At 52.6% G+C, this 19,858-nt stretch carries 19 protein-coding genes; 17 read left to right on the plus strand and 2 right to left on the minus strand.

Annotated features, from left to right (window positions below; translation table 11 throughout):
• Positions 1–138: 138 nt before the first annotated feature.
• From BMY11_RS18870 to BMY11_RS18895, 7 genes are all read left to right on the plus strand, one after another.
• Positions 139–1,911, plus strand: a complete 1,773-nt coding sequence (locus BMY11_RS18870; RefSeq protein WP_177182711.1) for an extracellular solute-binding protein — start codon at positions 139–141, stop codon at positions 1,909–1,911.
• 150 nt (positions 1,912–2,061) lie between these two features.
• A complete protein-coding gene (locus tag BMY11_RS18875) occupies positions 2,062–2,919 on the plus strand; it encodes an ABC transporter permease (protein WP_371262888.1) in 858 nt (285 codons plus the stop codon).
• 17 nt (positions 2,920–2,936) lie between these two features.
• Positions 2,937–3,821, plus strand: coding sequence for a carbohydrate ABC transporter permease (locus tag BMY11_RS18880; RefSeq protein ID WP_090579570.1), 885 nt, complete (start codon positions 2,937–2,939; stop codon positions 3,819–3,821).
• 94 nt (positions 3,822–3,915) lie between these two features.
• The gene (locus BMY11_RS29380; protein WP_256217644.1) at positions 3,916–5,274 is read left to right on the plus strand and encodes a family 78 glycoside hydrolase catalytic domain; all 1,359 of its coding nucleotides are present in this window, start codon (positions 3,916–3,918) and stop codon (positions 5,272–5,274) included.
• Between the two features lie 6 nt (positions 5,275–5,280).
• A complete protein-coding gene (locus tag BMY11_RS29385) occupies positions 5,281–6,399 on the plus strand; it encodes an alpha-L-rhamnosidase C-terminal domain-containing protein (protein WP_256217645.1) in 1,119 nt (372 codons plus the stop codon).
• 400 nt (positions 6,400–6,799) lie between these two features.
• Positions 6,800–7,666 carry a hypothetical protein gene (locus BMY11_RS18890; RefSeq protein WP_090579572.1) on the plus strand — a complete coding sequence of 289 codons (867 nt, stop codon included), beginning with the start codon at positions 6,800–6,802 and terminating at the stop codon, positions 7,664–7,666.
• A gap of 103 nt (positions 7,667–7,769) precedes the next feature.
• Positions 7,770–8,492: a hypothetical protein gene (locus tag BMY11_RS18895; protein WP_090579575.1), complete on the plus strand. Its 723-nt coding sequence runs from the start codon at positions 7,770–7,772 to the stop codon at positions 8,490–8,492.
• A gap of 440 nt (positions 8,493–8,932) precedes the next feature.
• Here the strand turns inward: BMY11_RS18895 and BMY11_RS18905 are convergent, their stop codons facing one another.
• Positions 8,933–9,649, minus strand: coding sequence for a glycoside hydrolase family 127 protein (locus BMY11_RS18905; protein WP_090579578.1), 717 nt, complete (start codon positions 9,647–9,649; stop codon positions 8,933–8,935).
• Between the two features lie 137 nt (positions 9,650–9,786).
• On the opposite strand from BMY11_RS18905, the gene BMY11_RS28930 reads away from it, so the two are divergent.
• The 8 genes from BMY11_RS28930 (at position 9,787) to BMY11_RS18935 (ending at position 18,477) form a co-directional block, all read left to right on the plus strand.
• Positions 9,787–9,960, plus strand: coding sequence for a hypothetical protein (locus BMY11_RS28930; protein ID WP_177182712.1), 174 nt, complete (start codon positions 9,787–9,789; stop codon positions 9,958–9,960).
• Positions 9,961–10,163: 203 nt separating this feature from the next.
• Positions 10,164–11,336, plus strand: coding sequence for a GntR family transcriptional regulator (locus BMY11_RS18910; protein WP_090579581.1), 1,173 nt, complete (start codon positions 10,164–10,166; stop codon positions 11,334–11,336).
• 431 nt (positions 11,337–11,767) lie between these two features.
• Positions 11,768–13,297 (plus strand): glycoside hydrolase family 76 protein, encoded by a 1,530-nt coding sequence (locus BMY11_RS18915; protein WP_177182713.1) that lies wholly within the window; start codon positions 11,768–11,770, stop codon positions 13,295–13,297.
• Positions 13,298–13,388: 91 nt separating this feature from the next.
• Positions 13,389–14,585: a glycoside hydrolase family 76 protein gene (locus tag BMY11_RS28935; protein WP_256217646.1), complete on the plus strand. Its 1,197-nt coding sequence runs from the start codon at positions 13,389–13,391 to the stop codon at positions 14,583–14,585.
• Between the two features lie 18 nt (positions 14,586–14,603).
• On the plus strand, positions 14,604–15,671 hold the full coding sequence (locus BMY11_RS28940) for a glycoside hydrolase family 76 protein (RefSeq protein ID WP_177182714.1): 1,068 nt from the start codon (positions 14,604–14,606) through the stop codon (positions 15,669–15,671).
• A 106-nt stretch (positions 15,672–15,777) separates the two neighbouring features.
• Positions 15,778–16,068: a late competence development ComFB family protein gene (locus BMY11_RS18925; RefSeq protein ID WP_177182715.1), complete on the plus strand. Its 291-nt coding sequence runs from the start codon at positions 15,778–15,780 to the stop codon at positions 16,066–16,068.
• A 104-nt stretch (positions 16,069–16,172) separates the two neighbouring features.
• The gene (locus BMY11_RS18930) at positions 16,173–17,051 is read left to right on the plus strand and encodes an NAD-dependent epimerase/dehydratase family protein (protein ID WP_371262881.1); all 879 of its coding nucleotides are present in this window, start codon (positions 16,173–16,175) and stop codon (positions 17,049–17,051) included.
• 121 nt (positions 17,052–17,172) lie between these two features.
• Positions 17,173–18,477, plus strand: coding sequence for a TolB family protein (locus BMY11_RS18935; protein ID WP_143069308.1), 1,305 nt, complete (start codon positions 17,173–17,175; stop codon positions 18,475–18,477).
• 131 nt (positions 18,478–18,608) lie between these two features.
• Here the strand turns inward: BMY11_RS18935 and BMY11_RS18940 are convergent, their stop codons facing one another.
• Positions 18,609–18,776, minus strand: a complete 168-nt coding sequence (locus tag BMY11_RS18940; RefSeq protein WP_090579594.1) for a helix-turn-helix domain-containing protein — start codon at positions 18,774–18,776, stop codon at positions 18,609–18,611.
• On the opposite strand from BMY11_RS18940, the gene BMY11_RS18945 reads away from it, so the two are divergent.
• Positions 18,775–19,191, plus strand: a complete 417-nt coding sequence (locus tag BMY11_RS18945) for a hypothetical protein (RefSeq protein WP_090579597.1) — start codon at positions 18,775–18,777, stop codon at positions 19,189–19,191. The two genes, BMY11_RS18940 and BMY11_RS18945, sit on opposite strands and share 2 nt — an antisense overlap.
• A 44-nt stretch (positions 19,192–19,235) precedes the next feature.
• On the plus strand, positions 19,236–19,724 hold the full coding sequence (gene infC / locus BMY11_RS18950; protein WP_090579601.1) for a translation initiation factor IF-3: 489 nt from the start codon (positions 19,236–19,238) through the stop codon (positions 19,722–19,724).
• The last annotated feature ends 134 nt before the right edge of the window (positions 19,725–19,858 follow it).

Raw genomic sequence — 19,858 nt, forward strand, 5'->3', positions numbered from 1 at the left:
GATGGCTTCCACCGAACTTCCTTTTACAATTCCTATACAAGAGACAACGAATCTATAGATTGTTCCATAGAGGGCAGCGAATGCGCCATCTTATACTAAGAGGGAAGGAAGCTTGCAAAATAAAAGGGAGGTTACAGGATGCATAAGCCATTCAAATGGACGGCAATTGTGCTAATGACTTTTATTTTTGTTTTTGTATCCGCTTGCAGCTCGGGTAATGACAACAAGAACACTTCCAATTCCACGGGGAATAACGCATCCAGCGATTCGAACTCATCCAGCTCAGACAACAGCAAATCCGATAATGCGGCGAATACGACTAACGATTCGTCGAATACAGCAGAGCCGGCTGGTGAAGCTGATCCATACTTTGGCAAATACGATCCACCGATCAATATTTCGAGCGTGCGGATCATCAACGACACGTTCAAGTTCATGGAAGGCCAAACCATCGACAACAACATGTGGACGCAGGCGCTTGAAGAGAAGCTTGGCATCAAGATCAAATACGACTGGGTTGTAAGCGGCGACCAGCCTGGCGGTCAAGGCGAGCAGAAGATGAACGTCTCGATCGCTTCAGGAGACCTGCCGGAATTCATTCCGGTGAACGCGAAGCAGTTGAAGCAGCTGCAGGAAGCAGATGAGCTGGAGGATTTGACGGCGATCTACGAGAAGTACGCTTCTCCATTCCTCAAAGAAATTCTAAACCAAGACGGTCCGGCATCCCTCGCATCCGCGACATTCGGCGGTAAGCTGATGGCGATACCGAATACCGGCTCCTCGATGGACGGCGCGGCGATGATCTGGATCCGCAAGGACTGGCTCGATAAGCTAGGCCTGCAGCCTCCGCAGAGGATGGATGATGTACTGGCAATTTCGGATGCATTCACGACGAAGGACCCGGATGGAGACGGCAAGCCAAATTCGTACGGTATTGCGATGAACAAGGACCTGTATGGCGGCTTCGCAGATATTACGGGCTTCCTGAACAGCTACCATGCGTATCCGAAGACTTGGATCAAGGACGCTAGCGGCAACATCGTATACGGCAGCATTCAGCCGGAGATGAAGACGGCGCTTGCGGCGTTGCAGGCGATGTATAAGAAAGGCCAGATCGACAAGGAATTCGGAGTAAAAGACGGCGGTAAAGAAGCGGAGCTGACGGCTTCGGGCAAGATTGGCATGCAGTTCGGCCAAATGTGGAACCCGCTCTGGCCGCTCGTTGACAATAAGAAGAACGATCCGAACGCACTGTGGCAGTCATACCCGCTCGCTTCGGCAGACGACCAACCGGTAACGCCGCAGGTCGGCTTTGCGACTGGACAATATTTTGCGGTGAAGAAGGGTGCTGCTCATCCGGAAGCGCTGCTGAAGATGATCAATCTGTTCGTAGAAACAGGCTGGGGCGAGACGACGACGCCTGAGAATTATGCGAAGTACTTCACAAGCGAAGGCTTCGAGAAGTTTAAGAACATGCCGTTCCAAGCATGGCCTTCGCGTAAAAACTTGGACATTCACCTCCACGTTACGGCTGCACTGGACAGCAAGGATACATCCGGCCTCAATCCAGAGGAGAAAGACATGTACGATAAGACGGTCTCCTGGATGGAAGGCACAAACAAGGAACCGCTGAACTGGGCGTATGAGCGCGTATTTGGCAAAGAGGGCTCGTTCGTCGTCATTAACCAGTACGTGAGCGGCAATTTGCTCAAGCTGACTGAGTTCTACGGCGCACCGACACCTGCGATGGTCGAGAAGGAATCGAACCTGCAGAAGCGTGAGCTGGAGACCTTCACGAAGATCATTATGGGCGACTCCGTCGATACGTTCGACAAGTTTGTGGAAGAGTGGAAGAAGCTCGGCGGCGACCAAATTACGCAAGAGGTTAACGATTGGGCGAAGAATAAGTAAACAATCAGCAGACGCAAGCAAGTGTGGCAAATGGTAAGCGACAGGCGGGGGAAGCAGCGTCTTCCCCCGTTTTGTCGATTATGCAGGGGCCTTAAGGGGGAATCGAGTGTGTTCGGGAGAAAATGGAGTGGGCAGCTGCCGCTGCACTTAATGATTTTGCCGGGTCTAATCCTCATTCTGATCTACAGCTACGGTCCGATGTTCGGGCTACTTATTGCCTTCGAGAAATACGTACCGGCCAAAGGTATTATGGGCTCCAAGTGGGTGGGGCTAGACAACTTTCGATATGTGCTGGAGATGCCGGAATCAACGCAGATTATTTGGAATACGGTACTCATTGCGATTATGAAAATCATTGCAGGGCTCATCGCTCCAATCATTACGGCGCTGCTTCTGAACGAGGTGCGCAAAGAAGTGTTCAAGCGCGGTGTGCAGACGGTTATTTATTTGCCCCACTTCTTGTCCTGGATCATTTTGGGCGGAATTCTGATTGATATTCTGTCTCCGACGAACGGAATTTTTAATCAGGTGCTAGGCTGGTTCGGCATTGAGCCTATTTATTTTTTGGGGAGTAATTCCTGGTTCCGGTATGTCCTTGTTATAACGGATGTGTGGAAGGAGTTTGGCTTCAATACGATTGTGTATTTGGCAGCATTGACGAGCATCAGCCCGACGCTGTACGAAGCGGCGATTGTCGATGGAGCGGGCAGATGGAAGCAGACGCTGCACGTGACGCTTCCAGGTATGGCTTCCATTATCGTGCTGCTTGTCACTTTAAGTCTCGGAAACGTTCTGAACGCCGGGTTTGATCAGGTGTTTAATTTATATAGTCCGCAAGTGTACGAGACCGGCGATGTTATTGATACGTTCGTGTATCGAATCGGTCTTGTGGACGCGCAGTACGGGGTTGCGACCGCCGTTGGCGTCTTCCGATCCGTCGTCTCGCTGTTATCTATTTCGTTGTCCTATTATCTAGCTTATCGATTCGCTAATTATCGCATTTTCTGATGAGAGGAGAGAGCGGGATGCTGGAGCATTACACGGTTAGCCGAAGAGTGTTTCTATCCTTCAACTATGTGTTTCTCGCGTGCCTCGGTATTATTTGCATATTGCCGATCATTCACGTCTTAGCCGTATCGTTCAGCTCAAGCGCGGCTGCGCAAGCAGGCTATGTAAAGCTGTGGCCGGTACAGTTCACGCTAAGCTCCTACGATTATGTCATGCATAAGCCGGCGTTTTTCAAGTCGATTCTCGTTACGTTCAAGCGAGTTGGGCTGGGGATTCCGACAAATATGCTGCTGACGGTTCTTATTGCGTATCCGTTGTCCAAGGAAGCGAAGAAGTTTCCGATGCGGACGTTCTATGCTTGGGCATTTGTCGTAACGATTCTGTTCAGCGGCGGACTTATTCCCCTCTATATGACGGTTAAAGCGACACATATTCTAGACAGCGTCTGGGCGATGGTGCTGCCAGGGGCAGTGCCGGTGTTCAACGTTATATTGCTATTGAACTTCTTCCGCGGTCTGCCGAAGGAGCTGGAGGAGGCTGCGTTCATCGACGGTGCGGGACATTGGACAACGCTGTGGCGGATCTTCCTGCCGCTATCGCTGCCGGCGCTGGCGACGATTACGTTGTTCGCAACCGTTAACCATTGGAACTCGTGGTTCGACGGCTTGATCTTCATGAACTCGCCGGATCACTACCCTCTACAGAGCTACTTGCAGACGGTCGTCATTAACCGGGATTTGACGTTGATGTCCTCGGCAGATATGAAGTCGCTCACGGAGGTCAATGATCGGACGGCGAAGGCGGCGCAGATCTTCCTCGGCGCACTTCCGATTCTGCTCGTTTATCCGTTCCTTCAGCGGTTCTTCATGAAGGGAATTGTGCTTGGCAGCGTGAAAGAATAAGAGATGGAAATTGAAGGGACAGGTTGCTTGCACTAGGGCTGATGGCTCGTTTGGTGCTCGGCCAGTTCCTTCTTACACGTGAGGCGATGGTTGAATGGAAGAGAATCGGTCATGGCGTGCTCGGTGGATCTGGCATGAGGGGTACCCGTGGACAAGTGCCCCGGGCGAGCATGAATTGGTGTTGTTTCGCCGTGCGTTCGAGGTGGAGGATGCGGCGTCAGCTCGGCTTGTGCTGTCGGTGTCGGCAGATAGCCGATATCGGCTGTTTTTGAACGGCGAGTCCGTATCGGTCGGACCGTGCAAGGGCGATCAGTTTACGCATTATTATGAGACCGTTGATCTGTCGGGACAGCTTCGTGCGGGAACGAATGTGCTGGCGGCGAAGGTGCTGCATCTTGCGTCGAGTAATCCGCATAAAATGGGGCTCAGCGGGCAGATTGCCATTCAGCGATCGAATGCAGGCGTTTTCCTGCTGGAGGGGACGCTGCAGGAGGGCGAGCGCGAGGTTGTGCTGGATACCGGCGGCGAGAGCAGCGTATGGATAGCGAAAAAACAGGGCGGCTATGCGGTGAGGCCGAGCTGGGTTATTCCGTGGCTCGGCGGCTTGGAGGACGTGGATGGCGCAGGGCTTGACCACGGCTGGGAACAGTCGGAGTATGCGGCCGCAGAAGCGGATGGCTGGAAGGAAGCCGTCGTTGCAATGGCGACGCGTAATGACTTTGGTGAGCTGACGCCGTGGCAGCTGGCGCCGCGACCGATACCGCCGCTGTTCGAGCGGGAACGGCCTTTTGTAGGTGTGACTAAGTATGGCGGAGATTCCGTGGCTGAAGCAGTGTCGGGGTTGATTGGCGCAGGCGGTAACGGCGCGGTTCGCGGCAAGAGCGGTGCTGCTGGTGCAGACGGTGGAGCGGTGGTTAGCGGGAGTGGCGGAGACGAAGCGGCTTCGGCTGGTCTAACTGTGGTGCTTCAGCCGGGGCAGTCGTTCTGGGCGGAGCTTGATGCGGGAGAGCTGGCGACGGGTTATTTGCGCCTTGCGATGCGCGGCGGAGCGGGGAGCCGGATTTCGCTTGTTTGCGCCGAGTGCTATGAGGATCCGTCCTCGACGATTCGGGACCGGATTAAAGGCGTGCGCGATGACGCGGAGCATGGGATTTTGCTTGGGGATGCGGATCTATATATGGTTGCCGGTGTGGGGAATGCCGCAGTAGAGGAGGTGTTCGAGCCGTTCTGGTTCCGCACGTTCCGATATGTTCGGCTTGAAGTGAGTGTGGGCGAGGAACCGCTGGAGCTAGTATCACTCGACTACCGCGACACGGGGTATCCGCTTGAGGTGAAGGCGGAATTCAACTGCTCAGATGCGGGTTATGAAGCTCTCTGGCAATTGTCTTTGAACACGCTGCAGCGTTGTATGCACGAGACTTACGAGGATTGCCCGTATTATGAGCAGCTGTAATATACGATGGACACAAGACTGCAGATGATGTTCACGTATATCATTAGCGGCGATGATCGGATGGCTCGGCGAACTTTGCACGATTACCACAGTTCGGCACTGCCGTCCGGCATGCTGCAAAGCCGGTATCCGTCGCAGTATCCGCAGATTATCCCGTCGTTCTCGCTGTATTGGATTCATATGCTGTACGATCACTATATGTATTTTGGCGATGTGGAGCTGATCCGTTACTATCGCCGCACGATCGGCGGCGTGCTGGACTGGTTCCGCCGCCTTGTGAGGGAAGACGGTCTTGTTGGCGCGACGCCGGATGCGTATTGGCATTATTACGATTGGGTGGAAGAGTGGGACAACGGCGCGCCGGATGCGCGTGTGCATGGACCAGTAACGATACTCAGCCAGATGTATGCAGCTGGCTTGCGCACGGCGGCGAAGCTGTACGAGGCTGTGAACTGGAGCGACGCAGCAAGAGAAGCACGGGAAGAAGCGGACGCGCTGTGCGCTGCGGTGCTGAAGCATTGCTGGCGCGAGGAGCGCGGGCTGTTCTCCGACGGTCCGAGCGTCGATATGTTCAGCCAGCATGCGCAGTTGTGGGCTGTCGTGTCCGGCGCGGTGTCCGGCGCTGAAGCAGAAGCGCTGCTCGAACGGATGCTGAGCGACAAGTCGCTGCCGGTCGTGTCTGTGCGGATGTCGTATACGCTGCTTCGCACGCTCTCCGGCATCGGGCGGTACGATCTGGCGCAGCCGATCATGCAGCAGTGGAATCAGTTCCTCGAGCTGCATCTAACGACGCTACCAGAGTGGGCCTTCGGCAGCCCGCGCAGCGACTGTCACGCGTGGAGCGCTCTGCCGCTCTCCGAGTTTACAAGCGAAATTCTCGGCGTCAAATCCGGTCGCTCTGGCTACGCCGAGATCCGCATTATGCCGCAGCCGCTGCACCTCACCTGGGCGCGCGGCAAAGTCGTCACGCCGCACGGCATAGTCGAGGTCAGCTGGAGCCTAGCCGAAGACGGAAGCTTCCAGCTTCAAGGCGAAGGCCCAGCCGGCATCCCAATCGTACTCACGCTGCCGAGCGGCGAAGTCGTTGAACTGCCAGCCGGTGGACGGTTCGGGACAGCTGTATAGAAGATCGTTTGAGGGAGCCCTGTTGTTTGGGGCTCCCTTATCTATTTGCAGGCACACGGCGGAGACTGAGCCTTTTCCCGCAACGATACACACACGCTATTCGAACTTACATAGAGCTACATTGCACGGAGCCACTTCAAACGGATCCCACAGCACTTATTTTGCCGAAAACATCGCTTTCCCACCGCTAACGGACGCCAGATGCCTTATTCACTCCAAAATGCACGCAAATTTCGGGCTTATTTTCGCCTAATAAGCGCTCTGGGATCGTTACGTTAACAGACAGTTCGTCCTTCCACGGAACCGGAAAGCGGGTACAATTATATACACGAGTACAATTCCAAAATATGCTAGTATGAAAGCGGACGATGTTTATTCAGAATGCAATGGAGGGCAGTGGATGAAAAGGCAACTTACCTATGATTCATTCATGAAGTGGAATTTGATAATCTCCATTTCAATTGGTGTTCTGTTTATAGCGAAGAGCTATTTTAGTGGAGATATACAAACTGCCATGGACAGTGAAGGTGTAACAGAAGCAAGTGGCGTGATAACTGTTCTATTTCTCATACCTATCATATTGGTTTTTTCCGGGGCGTCCTGTTGTGCCATATTTTTCTTGTTGCTTCGACTAATGCGGTTAATAATAAAAGCTATTAGATTTAAGCATAATTCTGAGTCTGGAGAGGCACATACTTACCATGGTGGGCTGCCTATCCATGAGCAGCTGAAGACTCTCCGTTCCATAGGCATTCACTTAAAGCAAGATATTCAGCTCGAGGACTGCTTCCAAGATGAACATCGAGCTTACGAATCGCGACCATACTTACTTCTACTAAAGGACTTGGGCTCGGAGATTGAATCTGAGGACGGCACATTCATATCAGCGAGCAATAACGTCTGGTGTTTTGATCGAGAATGTATTGAAGACCATGGAGACTACATTCGTTTGCTCGAACGGATTAGAGATATGGTTCAGTCGGAGCTTTCTATTGAGCATATAGCTGACTATGTCGATCTTGAGAAAGATGAGGCCAATATCTCATTTATTGTCAATGGAGTGGCTCATAACTATGAACTGCGTGTAAATAAAGATTGGGCGGACTTGCAGATACTCGCTATTTTCACAAGGTTGCTAGCGGAGCATGGCAGCAAGAAGAGGTTCTGTTTTAGCGATCTTGGTAATGATGTGCTAGTTGTACTCATTGACAGGGAGCGATTCGGGGATTTGAGGAAGTTGCTGGACATTTTTATCCCGATAGGGTGAGATAATATAAAATGGTTAAAAAGTCCGTGTTAGATTAACCCCAGAAAGAGTTGAATAAAGAGATAGCGGTAAGCCAAATCACTCACAAAGGAGAGGAACCAATATGCTCTCATTCCTAAAGAAACTATTTAAATCGAACGAGGAACCCCTTCCTAGTCAAGAAATTAACCAAGATATTAGCCGGAGAGTTACTTTGCCATCGCCGCCAAACGTGCAGGCATCAAGCGCGCAAACATTATCTGGGCAACCCAAACCCGACCACCCGGTCCCTTTCGGATACAAAATCCAGTGGCTCGCAATTCAGACGGACAGCGTGGAGAAGGTTATTGAACAGCTGTCTGTCACTGGCTTGCAGCGATCAAATTGGGCGAATGGTATCGAGAGTGCCTATGAAGATTATATTTTCATCACCCCTCCAGTTAAGGGCGGGGTCCTTGTAATTGGGAACGCAATGCCGAGCGCTGGCGGTGTTGACCATGTGAATGAAATTAAACCAGTCATTGAGAGGCTTAGCAAGGTGTTCGACGAAGTGCATTATTACGGCTCGCACAGGGTCGTTAATTACTACGTCTGGGCAAAAGCGAGCAATGGCAGAATCACAAGGGCATTCGGTTCGGAGGGCGATGTATTTTGGGAGGAAGGGACTGCTACGGCAGAAGAGCGTGCGCTAGGTTTCCGGTTCGGAGACGTGGAGGCTGAAGATGCGTGGTTGCCAAGTGAAGAGGATGTGCTGGCAATCGCGAAGCGCTGGAGCATAGACCCTCAGATGAAATATAGCGATCTGGAACCTGGAGTGGGGTATATCGGTAAAGTTAAATCGGAATAAAAGGAGGTCCCACCGACCATGCAAAACATGGACAACATCTACCTCATAACCGACATCCCCGGCTGCACGCCGCAGATTAGCCGGCTGCTCTCGATGATGAATTACGCGAGGCATACGACCATCACTTGATTTAGGCGATCTGGGCAGGGAGAAGATCAAAGGGCATAAGCTCGACTACTATCTCGGCAAGCTCGAAGAGGTACGGGGCCGCACTTACGACTTATTCCGAACCGTCGATGATGATTGGCTGTACGAGCAGGAGGAGTTCTGGTACGGCAAGCAAACGAATAACTACTTCAAGTGGTTTCACGTATTTGAGGATGAGATTAATCACCGTGGTCAGATCCGACTCATGTGCAAAAGGTTACCCTTCTAACTCACCACAACTACCATCCGCCGAAAAACAAAGCGCCGCGGCTCCCACCGCGGCGTTTCTTGCATTACAAGCTATCCCTCACCCATACCATCATTTCCCCAACGCCCCGATTAGCCCACGCATAGTAAGGAATGAAGGTCGCGGTCACAGGCGTCCCTGACCAGCTGACATCATTTGCGTACAGCGCATCCGCCTGCCATTCCGCAGAGCCAACCCGCTCAGCGGCGGCTGTGATGACACTAAGTCCCCCGAGCAAGCCAGGCTCGAATCGCACGTCGAACTCACACTCTCTCGCGAGAACAACCTGATGCAGCTGCGGGCCGTTATCCGCTTCCTCCATGCAGTAGACGAACGGTCCGTGCTGCAGAGCGGTTTTGCCGATTGTATCTCGGATCAGCGGATGACCCTTCATCCGCAGCACTGGCATCTCGAATGCGATGTCGACGGTATCGCCCACCTGCCAGACGCGCTTCAGCTCCACATAACCGTTGCCCGGATCTCCTTCAGAAACCGATAAAACACTTCCATTCACCTGAATACGATAGCGACCGCCGCACCAGCTCGGAATACGAAGGGACAACGTGAATTCAGCTGATGTAGAAGCCGAAACCGAAGTCGAAGTCGAAGCAAAAGCGGGGGTAGAATCGGAACCGCCGGCCTGATTTTGCCGCTCATTCGGCCCGCTATGGTCGTTGTACTGCTGTTCACCTTCGTCGGCGTGTGGAATGATTTTCTCGGACAGCTCGTCTATCTCGGACGGGAGCAGCTGTACAGGTCGCACTATGGGCAATCCATTTTTTGCAAGCGCTTTTTTAAAGGCTTTTCCAATCTAATCATTTGCTTATACTCTCCTCATAATTTTCTATTACTTGCCTGCTATGATGAGTGCAAAGAAGATTACTAGAGGAGTGGATTAGAATGGCAGAGCTTACGAGAGAAGTGCAGTCGCTTGTTAATCAGCTTCATCTATCGGATCAAGAGATTGCGGAGAAGTTTCAGTTCACGCAGTTTGGTAAGCAGCTTACACTTGATGAATCCGTTCGGTTCATCTCGTTCCTGAAGCAGGAGCTTCTGGCAACTGCAGAAGCTTGAGCAGTTCTCGTCATCGTCGCTAATACATACCAAGGCTTTCTTCAAGTAGGGCGTCTACTTGGGGGGAGCCTTTTTTTACTTGGAAAGCCGATATATCATTTCCAATTGGAAAGAGGTATATATCATGATATATTGGTATACAAGAGTTATATACGAAGCTGCCCTGGCGGCGCGCCATTGTCAGTTTATGGAGGTCTTCACTTATGTCAGGCGAGTCTGGATCCAAACCGATGTATGAGAAAATATTCGAAGAGCTGCGCGATCAGATTATAGAGCGGAAGTACGGAGTCGGCGACCGCGTCCCATCCGAGAAGGAGCTTGGCGACGAGCACGGCGTCAGCCGCATTACGAGCAAGAAAGCGCTGGAAATGCTGGCGACTGAAGGTTATATCGTCCGCCAGCCGGGGCGTGGATCATTTGTGGCAGAGCCACAGCAGAAACTGGCTGCCAAAGCAGTTAACGGCACTGGGCAGCAGCTGGGGCAGCCGCGCCATACAGGTGGGAAGCTGCTAATTGGCCTCGTAATTACCGATTTCGCCGACAGCTACGGCACCGCACTCATTTATGGCATGGAGGAAGCGTCACGCGCCAATGACAGCTATCTCGTGCTGCGCCGCTCCTTCGGCATCCCGGCGTATGAGGAGCAAGCCATTCAAGGGCTGCTGGAGCTTGGGGTCGACGGCCTTATTATTTTTCCGGCGCAAGGGGAGTATTTCAATGCGGAGATATTGAAGCTCGCGATTATGAAATTCCCGTTCGTGCTTATCGACCGCCATCTTAAAGGGATATCCGCAGGCTCCATTAGCACGGACAACGCGAAAGCGGCGATTGAGGGCACGAACTACCTGTTCAGGCTCGGGCATAAGTCGATCGCATTCCTGACGCCTCCGCCGATGGATACAACGGCTATTGAAGAGCGAATTGAAGGCTTTATCCAAGCGCATGCGGAGAGTGGCATTATGGTCGACCGCGAGCTGTGGATCGAAGACATTACGTCTTCCCTACCGCAAGGTAATGCCGAGGAGAATCGAGTGCGCGATGTCGAGAAGATTGCTAGCCACTTGCGGGAGTATCCGCAAATTACGGCGATTTTCGCGACTGAGTACAACATTGCGCAGCTAGCACAGCGTGCGGCGAATGAGTTGGGGCTGAAAGTGCCGGAGGATTTGTCGATCATTTGCTTCGACAGTCCGGAAATTAACGGCGCATTCCCGCTTACCCACATGAAGCAGAATCAGTTAGAGATAGGACGAATCGCCTTCGAGAACGTGTTGAAGCTGCGGGCAGGCGAGACGCTCCCGAACAAGACGCTGCTTGATGCGACGCTGATGCTCGGCAAGTCAACTGGGCCTATGAAGCTACGGGAGCCTAAATAGCAGGTTGCAAGAAACGATGTATGAAGGTTGACTAGGTCAGCCCTTTGACGCAAGCGCGCCAGAGGGCTGTCTCTATTAATATACTAACTATATAAAATGGTATAAATCTAAATTAAATTGTTACGTAGAAGCATATTGACATACTAGGTTTATGCCAATAAAATTAATGTAAGCGCTTCACAATTTCCGTCGCTTATTCCTCGGTTTTTACATCGGTCCTCTTCTTCTGGCGCCTAATGGGTCACGCTCGACATCCTTATCTCACTTCTGCTTGCAATGCCTGTTTAACTTTTAATGAATCTGCGTTTAGCTATGTTCATAGTTAACTAAGCGAAGGAGGTGTTCGAACGTTAGTCACGCGCTTACGGCGCGCCAGGATCACATCAGTGCTTGTCGGATTCACAAACCACAAGGAAGAGGAGTGCATGCGGGTGAAATCGTTATGGAGGTTTGGCAAGAAGGCGGCAGCTGTCCTGCTAGCGGCTGCGCTGTTAATCCCGGCGGTCGGCGGAGGTCATAAGGCAGAAGCCTTTACTACGGCGAATGCGGATACGGCGATGAATGGCTTCGTGAACACTTTCTATGACTCTACGGCAAAATATTTCTACACGAACAGCGATCATGCCATACATACTCATGCATCAGGCCCGAACAGCGGCTTATACACCGATTTCTGGTGGGAAGCTCAGCTGTGGGAGACGGTCATGGATGCGTATGAACGGACTGGAAGCAGCACGTATCTCACGATGATTAATGATATTTACACGGGCTTTAACGCCAAGTATACCGACATGATGACGAATACGTTCAATGACGATTTGGGCTGGTGGGCGCTTGCCTGCATGCGGGCTTACGAAATCACGGGTACGGCGGAATACCGCAACCGGGCGTCGTTCCTCTTCGACCAAATCTATTCCTTCTACGATAGCACGTATGGAGGCGGCATCTGGTGGAAGCGCGACGGCACGTCAGCGCAGAAGAACGTAGCGACGAACGCGCCGATGGTCATGACCGCAATCAAGCTGAAGAATGCAACTGGCGACAGCACATATTTGACGAAAGCGACGACGATCTATAGCTGGGTCAAGAGCAAGCTGGTCAGCGGCAGCAAGGTGAATGATCACGTCGAGGGCAGCGGAAGCGGTACGGTCATCGACTGGGATTTCTCGTATAACTATGGCACCTTCCTTGGCGCAGCGCTGGCGCTATATCAAGCGACAGGCACGAGCAGCTATTTGACCGATGCCAACAATGCTGCGAATTATGTCATTAACAACATGACACTATCTTACTCGCTGATGTATGAAGGTGAGGATGACGGAGCCGGGTTCAAAATGGTTTTTGCCCGCAACCTGAACAAGCTCCGCATCGCAACAGGCAACGCGACCTACCTCAACTTCTTGCAGCAAAATGCGACGCAAGCATTCAATCACCGCAGAACGAGCGATAACGTCATCGGCAGCGACTGGACAGGACCGACAGGAACGGGCTTCGTGCAGAGTATTGCCGCTGCGGCTGGCGCGTCGATTCTGCAATTTACACCTGCGGACAATTACACGGGTAACATTGCTGGCAACGGTACGTATGAAGCGGAGAATGCGCTGAAGAGCAGCTCGATTATTTCGGAGAGCACGCAGGCGGGCTTTACGGGACGCGGTTATTTGGCAGGCTGGAATTCAGCCGGCACGATTACGTTCAACGTCAATCAGAACTCGGCGAGCACAAAGACGGTGACGATCCGCTATGCAGGTGGAGCGGGTAATTCGAGCAGGTACGTCTCGGTGAATGGAACCGTCGTTGCGAACAACCTGAGCTTCCCGAGCACAGGCAGCTGGGGAACTTGGAGCACGGTAACGATCAATCTGAGCTTGAATGCAGGCTATAACAAAGTAATTATCGGGTTTGACAGCAGCAAGGGAAACAGCAACTATTTGAACGTCGATAAAATCTCAGGACTATAAGCTAATGGCGGATTGCCGCGGCTTCACTCGTAATCTGGAGTTGGAGTGGAGCTGCGGTATCCTCTCGTAAAGAAGGTTGGTGAGCATCTCGGTGAAACGTAGAAGCATAATGATTACGGCTGCAGCGGCGGCATTAGTAATTGCCGGATTGGCTGCATGGCAATTGGGATCCGGTGGCACAGCAACAACAGGAGGAGCCACCACAAAAGGGGGAGCCGCCACATCTGAAGGAACCGTTCAAAAAACCGCTCCATCGGTATGGAGTGAGCGGGCTGATCTTGCGCAGAAGGAGCTATTAAGCTCATTCTGGAATGAGGATCGAGGTTTATTCAACAATGCGGTACCTTGCATTGATCAACAGTGTGACAACCCATTCAACTATTGGTGGCTTGCGCACGCAGTCGATGTGCTCACCGACGGCTACGAGCGGACAGGCGATATGCAGTATGTGAAGCAGCTAGATAAGCTCTATCAAGGGTTGCTGGGGCGCAACGGTGGCGACTTCATCAACGATTATTACGACGATATGGAATGGATGGCGCTCGCTTGGCTAAGGGCATACGACGCGACCGGCGATGAACGGTACCAGCAGGCGGCGATGACGCTGTGGCAAGACATTCAGACTGGCTGGAATGATGCGGTAGGCGGCGGAATCGCTTGGCGCAAGTCGCAGACCGATTATAAGAATACACCGGCGAATGCGCCGGCGATTATACTGGCAGCTCGGGTATATGAACATACGAAGGCTGCCGCTGATTTGGAATGGGCCAAGAAGCTGTACGATTGGGAGAAGAGCAATCTCGTGGACCCAGATACCGGGCTCGTGTGGGACGGCATTAATCGCCAAGGCGACGGCGCTGTCGACAAGAATTGGTTGTTCACCTACAGCCAAGGCGTGTTCATCGGCGCGGGAGTGGAGCTGTACCAGATCACCAAGGAACAGCCGTATCTCGACGATGCGCGGAAGACGGCCGATAATTTGAAGAACGATTTCCTCTCGTCGACGACCGATATGCTGCCCTTCGAGGGTGGAGATGACGCGGGCTTATTCAAAGGTGTGCTAGTCCGTTATATCGGCGAGCTGATCAAGGTCGATCCCGCTCAGAAGGAGCTACGCGAGATGCTGCTTACCAACGCGAAAGCCTTATGGGAGGATGGCAAAGCGGAGGATAAGGCGCTGTTCAGCAATTCATGGGATCAGACACCTGACGAGGTCGTTCAGCTGAGTACGGAGCTTAGCGGGGTCATGCTGCTCGAACAGGCGGCGCAAGTAGAGAAACAGCAATAATGGGAGGTCATGTAGGTCATGGTATGGGAGAATCGCGCGGAAGAGGCGCAGCAAGCGTTGTCGGCATTATTTTGGAATCCGTCCATTCGTCTGTATGATATTGAAATTCCTTGCCCGGATGGGGTATGCAATACGATCTTTCATTACTGGTGGATGGCGCACGCGGTTGATGCGCTCGTCGACGGGTATAAAAGGACTGGCGATGCGAAGTATGCGCAGACGCTTGAGGAAATCTATGACGGGCTGCTCGTCCGCAATGGCGGCGCGTTTCCGAATGAGCTGTACGATGACATGGAATGGATGGCCATCGCTTGGCTCCGAGCTTATCGGGCGCTTGGCGTGGAAAGATATAAAGAGGCAGCTCTCCTGCTATGGGAGGATGTCAAGACCGGCTGGAACGACACCATGGGCGGAGGCATCGCATGGCAGAAGCCGCAGCTTGATTATAAGAATACGCCTGCGAACGGGCCGGCTATTATTTTGGCGGCGAAGCTGTACCAGCAGTTCGGTCGTCAGGAGGATCTCGATTGGGCGATACGTATCTACGATTGGCTGAAGAGCCATCTTGTGAACCCTGATAATGGCTTTGTCTGGGACGGCATGAACCGTATCGGGGACGGGCAGATCGATAAGGATTGGAAATTCACGTATTGCCAAGGCGTCTACATTGGTGCCGGCGTAGAGCTGTACCGGATTACGCAGGAGCGCATATATTTGGAGGATGCGCTACGCACGGCTGCTGCGGCTGAGCAGGAGCTGACGGATCCGATAAGCGACTTACTGCCGGATGAAGGAGACGGTGATGGCGGATTATTCAAGGGCATCCTTGTCCGCTACCTCGGCGAATTGGCGAAGGAAGAGCCGGAGCATCGCTCGGCAGCGCCGCTGCTCGCGTGGAACGGGGCAACGCTGTGGTCGCTAGGACGTGACGCGGACCGCTGCGTATTCCATACGAACTGGGGGACGCAGCCGGCGGAGCGCGTAACGCTAAGCACGCAGCTGAGCGGTATTATGCTGCTGGAGCAACTCGCAGCGCTAGAGCGTCAAGGCATTGGAGCAGCTGCTCGACTGGACGAAGTGGTGTAAGGTTCCATGCGTAGAGAAAGATGACTAAAGACCTACTAAAAATGCACTTCACATTCCAATGAAATCCAGTATAATTGGCAATATAGACAAGCATTGGAGTGGGCACATGAACTATTCGGGTCACTTGAGAGCAATGAATGCGATGGAACCGATTGTGGTTGATATATTAGAAGAGCATTTTGTTAAGCCAGGTGTGCTCAATTGTACTTGTGACAATTGCAAGCTTGATATTTTGCTGTTGACATTGAATCATCTTCCTACGCATTATACCTCCAGCCAGGAGGGCGAAGCCTACATCAAGGCTCATTATATGAACCTGCAGCAGCAGTCGGATGTGCTGAGAGAAATTACGAATTCGGTTCAGGTGATTGAGCAGAAGCCGCATCATCGGTTATGAAATGAAATCATCCATTCTTACGGAATGGGTGATTTTTTTGCTTCGTAGTGACACGATATGGCAAGATAGGTACATAGATGAGCTTTGTGAAAAAGGAGTGTTCGATGATGCGCAATGTGCTGGTGCTGGGCGGTACACGATTTTTTGGGAAGAAGCTGGTAGAGAGGCTGCTGCAAGCAGGCGATCAGGTTACGATTGTGACAAGAGGCGGATTGTCTCATCCATTCGGTGAGCAAGTGAAGCATTTGCAGCTGGACCGTACGAATGCAAAGGCGCTCGAAGAGGCAATTGGCGATACCTCTTATGACGTGGTGTACGACAACATTTGCTTTAAGCCGGTGGAAGCCGAGGAAGCGGTGAAGCTGTTCGCGGGCAAGGCGGGCAAATATATCGTTACGTCGACGCTGAGCGTGTATCCATTCGGGGAGCCGCGCAAGACGGAGGAGTACTTTGGCGCACTGGAATATACGGTGCCGAATCCGTACCCACCAGATATCAATTATGGCGAGGGCAAGCGTCTGGTCGAAGCGATCTTCCTGCAGCAAGCATCCTTCCCCGTAGCGGCGGTACGTTTCCCGATCGTACTTGGTGCGGATGATTATACGCGTCGACTGCATTTCCATGTCGAGCATGTTCAGCAGGAGCTGCCGATTGGTATGCCGAATACCGATGCGCATATGTCGTTCATCGACGCCGACGAGGCTGCGGCTTTCCTCGATTGGTTGGGCCGTTCGGATGCGGTGGGGTCGTTTAACGCCTGCTCCAAAGGCGAGATTTCGCCAGGCGGCATCGTGGCGCTCATCGAAGAGGCTACCGGGAAGAAAGCATACATCGCACTCGAGACGGACAAGCAGCACGAGTCGCCGTTCGGCGTGCCGGAGCCGTGGTACATGAGTACAGCGAAGGCAGAAGCTGCGGGCTATACGTTTAAACCGTTGAATGATTGGCTGCCACCTCTCATTAAGCAATTGGCTGCGGAATAGATTAGGAATGATGACGGTCACCTTGGCTCTGCCTCGGGTGGCTGTCTTTTTTTATACACATAGCGATTGGAAAATCTGCCCATACTACGTGAGGCTATTTAGCTGAGGGTGGAGGGTAAAGATGAGAAACGATCGAGCTCGTTTACAAATGTGGTTAAGAAGAGGCATACTGCCGGCGCTGCTGCTTGCTGCTGTCTTCTTCAGTGGGGCTGTGCAGGCGAAGACGGCTGAGCCAATGCCGAAGAAGCCGCTCATGGCAGCCTTCATTCGTGACGGTGCGCTGTGGGTAAAGGTAGATGGCGGCGGTGAGAGGCGATTGACGGAAGCGAACCAGGTGCGTGGACCGAAATGGTCGGCAGACGGGGCTTGGTTTGCTTATACTAGGGGGGAGAACGGGCAGGATCTGTGGATGGTGCATGTCGCTTCAGGCAAAAGCCGACTCGTTGCGGCGGGCGCGGACGGCAGGCGATATGTGTGGTCTCCGAACCGAGGACTGCTTGCCTTCGAGCGGAATCAGCGGCTGTATGTCGTCGGTACGGCGGACACCTCGCAGCCGGTTGAAGTGACAGGAGCTGTTGGCGACATCGGGGATTATGCTTGGCTGCCGAACGGTGATGGCTTCCTCGTATCGACGGCGGCTCACCTGCTACCGGATGGGGCTTGGACACCAGTACGACTCATTGAAGTCATGCTTCCGAGCGGACCTGCCGCAGGTGGATCGCGGGCGAAGCCGCTGACGGTGCTGCCAGCAAAGCTGAACGATCAGGTCGTCGTGGGCACGAGCACGTTCAAGTGGTCAGCAAGCGGCAAGTGGATCGCGTTCTTGGCGACGCCAACGGCCTCGTTGTCCGCAGATGGTAACACGTTATGCGTGCTATCGTCTGATGGGAAACAGCTGAAGCCAGTTGATATGATGGTGAACAATGCGAACTGGTTCGAATGGTCGGCGGAGACCGATTCGCTAGGGCTTATAAGCGGAATCGGGCGGGAGGCGATCTCGAACAAGCAGTTGAAAGTCGCCGTGGCGCCTGCGTTCCGGCCGGGACCGTCATATACGCCAGCGGGCTATGCGGATCAGAATTTCACATGGCTCACTAGGAGCGACATCGTCGTACAGCGTGCGAAAGAGAGTGGAGGAATCAGCAATCCGGAGCAGCGGCCTTTTCCAAATCTGGTGAACGTGAAGCTCAGCGGCGGTCAGCAGAAGCGGATAACGAGAAGCAGCACTGAAGCGGGCGACTATCAGCCGGTGGCGCTAGGTGTTAACGGCCTCGCTTGGGTGCGTTCGAACAAGTCCACAGCCGACGTGATGCTCACACCGCCGGAGAAGATCGGGAAGAAAGCGAGCGTATGGATCAAGGACATTGATATCGGCGACAATTTCTACGAGCAGTGGAGCTGGGGCTCGGTGCTGAAGTTTTATTGAGGATTGTGGTATGGAGGGACACCTGTGAAGGTGTTCCCTTTTTGTTTTAAAAATACAAAAAATCTAAAGATGGCACTTTTCAAAGTGTCTATCTTTCGGGTTGTAGTTCAGCATGGCCGGGGCTTTTTAACTTATGCGAAAACCTCTTCCTCGATCATCGCTGCTGCAGCTTCTTCGTTTCCTATTAGGGTATTGGTGAAATGCATTTGAACGCCAAGCGCGATGGCAATTTTTAAGATCGTTTCAATAGAAGGGGCAGTCGTACCTCCTTCAAACCGGGCAATGGCGGATTGCTTCATGCCCGCAACCTCGCCTGCCAAGAAATTATCTTTTTCGTATTACGATGAGCCGCCGGTAAGAGATCAAAGACGAGAGAAACAAATTACTTTCCCTTACCATCCGGACGAAGCGATGACTACCAAGATCAGACAGGAAGTTAATGTTACGATTGATGGCAAGAAGATAACCATCGGTACGATCACCGCAACTCCGACCATGACTTTAATCGAGGGTACATCTCAACCGGAACTAGGCATAGGTATGGACGGAATCGATCTGATCGCTAATGGAGAGTCGGTACCGCAGACCTCTGGCGAATCTTCTTTCTTAACCCATGCATTTTCAATGCGGTATGCATCCCTTCCGGAAAATCTTCAATCCGTACAACTTATCATTAAGAAAACCGGTGATACGGTGCAGATTCCTGTTAAGTAAGCAAGATTAGCGTTAAAATGGTAGTTGTGACGGGAGGTAAATTCATGTTGATAATGGATGAAAAAATCAAAGCATCAGAGGTATTGCTAACAGGACTAGATGGTGAAGACTTAGGCATAGTATCGAGGGAAGAAGCTTTGCGTATGGCGAAGGAACGCGGGGTTTCGCTCGTATGTACGTCGCTCATGAGCAGCCCGCCGCCTTGCAAGCTGATCAGCAAGGGAGCGGCGAAGCAGGACGCATCGGCGCAGAAGCGCGAGGAGAAGAAGAAGGATCAGCCGTTGAAGGCGAAGGAGATTCGGCTGACGCCGCATATCGAAGACCACGACTACGACACGAAGCTGCGCCAGTGCGAGAAGCTGCTCGCCTCGGGCAATGCGGTCGATCTCGTCGTTCGCATCCAAGGCAAAGAAGGCGCCAAGGCGAAGGAGCTGCTGGAGCAGCTGGTGAAGGATCTTGCCGGTAGCGGCAAGAAGGAGACCGGCATTCAGCTGAGCGGCAAGCAGGCTGCCGTCAAGCTGCTGCCCTTGTAAACAGAGAAAGGAGCATCCTCCACTTGGGGGATGCTCCTTTAGGCTGTTGAGAAATAACTGCATAAATCCAGTTAATCTACCGATGTTGGTCCATTTCCAGCGAAATAGATGCGAAAATCCAGTTAATTTCTACG

It is taken from the genome of Paenibacillus sp. OV219 (assembly GCF_900110075.1).
Classification (GTDB): Bacteria; Bacillota; Bacilli; order Paenibacillales; family Paenibacillaceae; genus Paenibacillus_Z.

Excerpts from the sequence above, each read along its gene's own strand:
- BMY11_RS18925 (WP_177182715.1), top strand. The coding sequence starts at position 15,778 with ATGAACTATTCGGGTCACTTGAGAGCAATGAATGCGATGGAACCGATT.
- BMY11_RS28940 (WP_177182714.1), top strand. The coding sequence starts at position 14,604 with ATGGTATGGGAGAATCGCGCGGAAGAGGCGCAGCAAGCGTTGTCGGCA.
- BMY11_RS29385 (WP_256217645.1), top strand. The coding sequence starts at position 5,281 with ATGGACACAAGACTGCAGATGATGTTCACGTATATCATTAGCGGCGAT.
- BMY11_RS18935 (WP_143069308.1), top strand. The coding sequence starts at position 17,173 with ATGAGAAACGATCGAGCTCGTTTACAAATGTGGTTAAGAAGAGGCATA.
- BMY11_RS18870 (WP_177182711.1), top strand. The coding sequence starts at position 139 with ATGCATAAGCCATTCAAATGGACGGCAATTGTGCTAATGACTTTTATT.
- BMY11_RS29380 (WP_256217644.1), top strand. The coding sequence starts at position 3,916 with ATGGAAGAGAATCGGTCATGGCGTGCTCGGTGGATCTGGCATGAGGGG.
- BMY11_RS18940 (WP_090579594.1), bottom strand. The coding sequence starts at position 18,776 with ATGAAGCAATCCGCCATTGCCCGGTTTGAAGGAGGTACGACTGCCCCT.
- BMY11_RS18875 (WP_371262888.1), top strand. The coding sequence starts at position 2,062 with ATGATTTTGCCGGGTCTAATCCTCATTCTGATCTACAGCTACGGTCCG.
- infC (WP_090579601.1), top strand. The coding sequence starts at position 19,236 with ATGTTGATAATGGATGAAAAAATCAAAGCATCAGAGGTATTGCTAACA.
- BMY11_RS18895 (WP_090579575.1), top strand. The coding sequence starts at position 7,770 with ATGCTCTCATTCCTAAAGAAACTATTTAAATCGAACGAGGAACCCCTT.
- BMY11_RS18880 (WP_090579570.1), top strand. The coding sequence starts at position 2,937 with ATGCTGGAGCATTACACGGTTAGCCGAAGAGTGTTTCTATCCTTCAAC.
- BMY11_RS18945 (WP_090579597.1), top strand. The coding sequence starts at position 18,775 with ATGCCCGCAACCTCGCCTGCCAAGAAATTATCTTTTTCGTATTACGAT.
- BMY11_RS18910 (WP_090579581.1), top strand. The coding sequence starts at position 10,164 with ATGTCAGGCGAGTCTGGATCCAAACCGATGTATGAGAAAATATTCGAA.
- BMY11_RS18890 (WP_090579572.1), top strand. The coding sequence starts at position 6,800 with ATGAAAAGGCAACTTACCTATGATTCATTCATGAAGTGGAATTTGATA.
- BMY11_RS28930 (WP_177182712.1), top strand. The coding sequence starts at position 9,787 with ATGGCAGAGCTTACGAGAGAAGTGCAGTCGCTTGTTAATCAGCTTCAT.
- BMY11_RS18930 (WP_371262881.1), top strand. The coding sequence starts at position 16,173 with ATGATGCGCAATGTGCTGGTGCTGGGCGGTACACGATTTTTTGGGAAG.